The following is a 1356-nucleotide window of genomic DNA, read 5'->3' on the forward strand; positions in this document are numbered from 1 at the left end:
GAGCCGGCCACCGAGGCCATGCCGCTGGCCGAGGACGCTCCGCCGCCCCCGCCGCCGGCCTGGGCGCCGGGTGGTGGCTACGCGCCGCCGCCGCCCCCGCCCGCACCCTCCGAGGGCTTCGCCGCCCCCGCGTGGGCCGGTCCGCCGGCACCCGCGGGCGACGACGACGTCGACCACGACGGGATGACGCAGGCCGGGGGCTGGGACCCCGCCCAGTTCTCCCGGCCATCGCACGGCATCCCCGGCCAGCCGCCGGCGCCCAGCGTCACGTCGCGCCCGGTGGCCAAGCTGGTGATCTCCAGCGGCGACACCGTGGACGTCGACCGCGCGATCCTCGTGGGCCGCGCGCCGGAGGCCCGGCGGTTCAGCTCGACCGAGCAGCCGCGCCTGGTGACGGTGCCCAGCCCGCAGCAGGAGATCTCCTCGACCCACCTCGAGGTGCGCCCCGGCTCCGGCGTCGACCACGGCTCGGCCGTCGTCACCGACATGGGCTCGACCAACGGCACCGTGCTCATGCAGCCCGGCCTGCCGCCGGAGGAGCTGCAGCCCGGCATCGCGGTGCAGCTCATCCCGGGCGCCGTCATCGACCTCGGCGACGGCGTCACCATCCAGGTCGCCAACCCCTGAGCCGGGGGGTCCGCCCCGTCCCGCCGGCCCCGCCCCGCTCGTCCACCCGCCCGCCCGTGATCCCCGAGGTGCCCCGATGTCCCTGTCCGCTGCCGACGCGTCCGCGCCGGCCGCCGAGGTCGACCGCCGCTTCCTCGCCCTCGTCGTCGACCGGCTCGTGGGCTGGGGCCTCATGGCGGGCATCGGCTGGGCGGCGTGGCGCTACCTCGGCCAGGAGGGGCGCACGGCGCTCGCGTGGGGCGTCGCGGTCGCCGGGGTGCTGCTGGTCGGCCTGGTCTTCGCGGTGCTGACGGGCACGCGCGGGGTGACCCCGGGCAAGGCCCTGCTCGGGCTGCGGGTCGTGCACCACGGCACGGGTACGCCGATCGGCGTCGGCCCCGCGGTGCTCCGCTCGCTCATCGTGTTCGCGGCCACCGTGCCGCTCGGGTTCGGCCTCGTGACGCTGGCGTGGACGGCCGTCACCGACCAGGGTCGTCAACGGCGCGGCTTCCACGACCTCATCGCGAACTCGGTGGTGCTCGACGTGCGTCGCCGCGCCGCCGACGAGGCGCCGCCCGAGGACGAGGCGCCGCGCCACGTCGTCAACCTGACGGCGATGCGCCTGCGCCCCGCCCCGGCGGACCCGACCCCGGCGCGACAGCCCGCCCCCGTGCCGCAGCCGGCACCGGTATCCCAGCCCGCCCCCGCGCCGCCGCCGGCCCCGCCGGCGCACCCGCAGCCGGTGCGTCA

At 78.3% G+C, this 1356-nt stretch carries 2 protein-coding genes; both read left to right on the top strand.

The features are described from left to right. The coding region (locus tag KK617_RS18610) for an FHA domain-containing protein (RefSeq protein WP_277501675.1) at window positions 1-627 on the top strand (627 nt) is incomplete at its 5' end. 76 nt (window positions 628-703) lie between these two features. Next, window positions 704-1356: RDD family protein (locus KK617_RS18615; RefSeq protein WP_277501676.1), on the top strand; the 653-nt coding region annotated here is incomplete at its 3' end.

Source organism: Nocardioides sp. ChNu-99, from assembly GCF_029493445.1.
GTDB lineage: Bacteria > Actinomycetota > Actinomycetes > Propionibacteriales > Nocardioidaceae > Nocardioides.